This window comes from Achromobacter sp. 2789STDY5608621 (assembly GCF_001299375.1).
GTDB lineage: Bacteria > Pseudomonadota > Gammaproteobacteria > Burkholderiales > Burkholderiaceae_B > Achromobacter > Achromobacter insuavis.
The window spans coordinates 49416-53066 of sequence record NZ_CYTU01000012.1; the positions used below are offsets into that span (position 1 = coordinate 49416).

Genomic DNA, 3651 nt, shown 5'->3' on the forward strand with positions numbered 1-3651 from the left:
CCGTCCACATCCAGCCGCCCGTCCCGCAACGGGCCGGGCACGCCCGACGCCGCGATGGTCATTGCGCCCGCGGCCGACGGCATCGGCTCGGCGCCGCGCCATTCGTCGAACGCCGCCGGGCCGGCGATGAGGCGGCGGGCATCGGCCAGCCGCTCGGGTTGCTGGCGCGTGATGGCCAGGCGCGTGGCGGCGCCTTGCGCGGCGCGCAGGTCCTGGCTGTCGTGGCCGGCGACCACCCGCGTCACCTCGATCCGCCCGGTGGCGGGCTGGATCGCCACGTCGGCCACCCAGGCGCTCCAGACCATGTGCGCCGAACCGTCCTCGGCCTCGCAGCGCACCTGCGCGGTGGCGAAGCCGCTGCCGTGCAGCAGGCCATCGGCCGTCGTCACCGGATCGCGCGCCGCGGCCTGCTCCACCACCTGCCGCGCCAATTCATGGCCGCGCGCATCGGCCAGGTGCCGCAGCCGCCAGCCGACCGGATCCTCGCCCGCCGCCAGCGCCTGTTCGTGCCACAGGCTTTCGCCGGCGAACACCTGGGCCGCATTCAATTCATCGACGTCCGCGTGCAGCAAGGCATGCGAGGCCGCCGGCGCCAGCACCGGGCTGTCGCCCTGCACGGTGGCATGGCCGCTGGCCTGCGCGCGGCCGGGCCGCGCCAACAGGCGCGCCAGGCTGGGACGCACCGCCCAGGGCTGGGCCGAACGCAGCGCCGGGCCCTGGGCCAGGTCCGCGGCGCGCAGCGCCAGGGTGGCTGCCGTCGCCGGCCGGCAGGCCACGCAGACCGGCCGGCCCACGGCCTCGGACAGCATCGCCGCGTCGGCGGCCGCATCCAGCAGATCGAGCAAGTGCGCGGGCTGGCCGGCCTCGGCCGCGCCCCGCGGCCAGGCGGCCACGCGCACCGCCTGGATGGGCCAGTCCATCAGCGCCGCCAGCTCGCGCCGCGCCAGCGTGTGCATTGCCGCCGCGTCCGGCGGCAGCCACAGCGTCAGGCGGCCCTCGAGGCACCAGGCCGCGACGCGCGCGCCGGACGCCATATCGGCGGGCCGCCATTGATATTCAGGATCATCGTCCGGATTCCCGTCCGCCCGGCCGGCGCGATCCTCGCGCGGCGACGGACCGTCGCCCCGCCACACCGGCGCCATGCAGGCCAGCGCCTGCCGCGCATGCTGCGGCGTCACGGCGACCACGCCCACGAAGTGTTCGCGCCGCACCGCCGCCACCACGCCCGCCTGGGCCCGTGCGTCGTCCAGGCGCACGCTGTCGAGCGTGCTGCCGCGATAGCGGGTGCCGTCCCAGCCAGCCGCGGGCGGGCGCAGCGCCAACCCGTGCAGCAGGTCGGAAGGCGGCTCGACGGCGAATGCCGCGGCCTCGGGTAGCCACGCGCTCATGCGTCGGCCCCCTCGGGTCCGCGCGGCCGCGCCATCGCGTCCGCGCGCAGTTCGACCGCGCGCAGCGCCGCCTGCATGATCTCGACATGCGTGCCGCAGCGGCACAGGTTGTGATGCAGTTCGCTGCGCAGGGCTTGTTCGGACGGCGCCGGGTCGCGGCGCAGCAGCGCCTCGACCGTCATGATCATGCCGTTCAGGCAATAGCCGCACTGGGCCGCCTGGCAGTCGATGAAGGCGCGCTGCGTCGGCCCGGGCCGCTCGCGCGTGCCCAGCCCTTCGAGCGTGGTGACCTCGCGCCCCTGCGCCGCCTTCACCGGAATCACACAGGAGCGCGCCGCCACGCCGTCGATCAGCACCGTGCAGGCGCCGCACTCGCCCAGGCCGCAGCCATACTTCGGCCCGTTCAGCGCCAGATCGTTGCGCAGCACCAGCAACAGCGACGTCGTCGGCGGCGCCGCCACGCGCACGGCGGCGCCGTTGACCTTCAGGCCGATCGGATCGGCGGCGAGCGTGGCGGAGTGTTCCATGATGTGCGTGGCGAAAGATCCGGTGAAGGAAGGACGGCGGGCGCGTCAGGCCGCCTTGGCCTTCGGTTCGACCAGCGGCTCGCTGAACACGTCGTAGCCGAAACACCAGCTGGGATCCTCATTGGTCCGCAACCAGGTGTTGTCGTGCGAAATGCGCTGCACCTTGCTGGCGCGCTCGGCGCGGTTGGCTTCGTACAGCGCGAAAGCCAGTTCGTGATTATGCGCCCCGACCTCCTTGAAGCAACGCACCAGCATGGCGCCGTCCTCGATGGCCATGGCCGCGCCCTGCGCCATGTGCGGCTTCATCGGGTGGCAGGCGTCGCCCAGCAGCACCAGGCGGCCGCGGCTCCACAGCGGCAGCGGGTCGCGCTCCAGCAGCGACCACTTGGTCACCTCGACGGTGGCGTCGATCAGCGCCTGCACCGTGGGATGCCAGCCCTGGAAGGCCTCGCGCATCTCGTCCTTGCTGCTGGGCAGCCAGCGGTCGTTGAGATCCCATTTCTCGACCGGCACGCCGGTCACGTAGTAGAGCTCGTCGGCCTTGCTGGTGACGAAGTACGTCATCATGTGGCGGTCATCGGTCCACCACTTCACGCAGGCGTCGAACGGCAGCATGCCGGCCTTGACCTCGGGCGTCGGGAACACCGCGCGATGCGCCAGGTAGCCGGCGTACTTGGGGGGCTCGGGCCCCAGCAGTTCCTCGCGGATGTGGGAATTGACGCCATCGGCGCCGATCACGATGTCGGCATGCTCGACGCTGCCGTCGGCAAAGCGCATCTCGACGTCGCTGCCGCGGTCGGTCACGCCGATCAGGTGCTTGGAGTACGCCATCACGCGCTCGGGCAGGGCCTCGATCAGCAGGGCGTGGAAGTCGCCGCGATGCACCGTCAGGTAGGACGCGCCATAGGTCTTGACGGCGTAGTCGCCCAGCGGGATCCGCGCCAGCACGTCGCCGGTCATGCCGTGGCGGCTGTACCAGTAGTCGGGATGCGAACCCTGGGCGTTGAGCGCGTCCTCGATGCCGATGCGGCGCAGGATCTTCATGACGTTGGGCCCGACGTGGATACCGGCGCCCAGCCGCGAAAAACTCGGCGCCTGTTCGTAGACGCGCACGTCGAAGCCTTCCTGCAGCAGGAGCGAGGCGGTGGCGGCGCCACCGAGGCCGGCGCCGATCACGGCGATGCGGGGGGATTTAGACAAGAGGCTCTCCTACTTTTCTATGCATACACTCTATTTTTTCCAGATGGAAAACCGCACCATCGTGGATCCGAAACTGTTCGCCTTCGTCCAAAACAGTGCATTTTTATGCACATATAGGTAAAAACCACTATGAACATCGGCTTTGCGATTCACCTTGCTGTTTGCAAGAATAGAGCGTCTACACTGTTTTTTTAATTTATCGAAAACCCTAAGATGGATCCGCGCATCACGTCATCACGCTCGATCCGCCCTCTGCGCGGCGCAAGCGATGGCCGCGGGATCCCGTCCTGGCATCGACCCACCCGGAGCACGGCATGAGCCAACCATCCAGCACCTTCCTGTACGGCGCCAACATCCACGCCAACGGCATCCGCCAGCACTACCTGCGCTACGGCGGCGCCGAGGGCGCGCGCGCCGAACGCGACGCGCTCATCCTGATCCCCGGCATCACCAGCCCGGCGGTCACCTGGGGCTTCGTGGCCGAGCGCCTGGGCCAGCGCTACGACACCTATGTGCTGGACGTGCGCGGCCGCGGC

The 3651-nt window shown here is 70.4% G+C and carries 3 protein-coding genes and 1 pseudogene; 1 reads left to right on the plus strand and 3 read right to left on the minus strand.

From position 1 onward, the window contains the following. From AOZ53_RS34710 to AOZ53_RS14085, 3 genes and pseudogenes are all read right to left on the minus strand, one after another. A pseudogene (locus AOZ53_RS34710) lies at nucleotides 1-1388 on the minus strand (cytochrome c); the annotation flags it as partial. After that, a complete protein-coding gene (locus AOZ53_RS14080) occupies nucleotides 1385-1915 on the minus strand; it encodes a (2Fe-2S)-binding protein (RefSeq protein ID WP_054434749.1) in 531 nt (176 codons plus the stop codon). The pseudogene AOZ53_RS34710 and the gene AOZ53_RS14080, both read right to left, overlap by 4 nt. A 45-nt stretch (nucleotides 1916-1960) precedes the next feature. After that, the gene (locus AOZ53_RS14085) at nucleotides 1961-3115 is read right to left on the minus strand and encodes an FAD-dependent monooxygenase (protein ID WP_054434747.1); all 1155 of its coding nucleotides are present in this window, start codon (nucleotides 3113-3115) and stop codon (nucleotides 1961-1963) included. A gap of 314 nt (nucleotides 3116-3429) precedes the next feature. Here AOZ53_RS14085 and AOZ53_RS14090 point away from each other — a divergent pair. Continuing rightward, the coding region (locus AOZ53_RS14090; protein WP_369816823.1) for an alpha/beta fold hydrolase at nucleotides 3430-3651 on the plus strand (222 nt) is incomplete at its 3' end.

What these genes read in the sequence shown, in the direction of transcription:
- AOZ53_RS14080 (WP_054434749.1), bottom strand. Translation starts at nt 1,915, where the DNA reads ATGGAACACTCCGCCACGCTCGCCGCCGATCCGATCGGCCTGAAGGTC.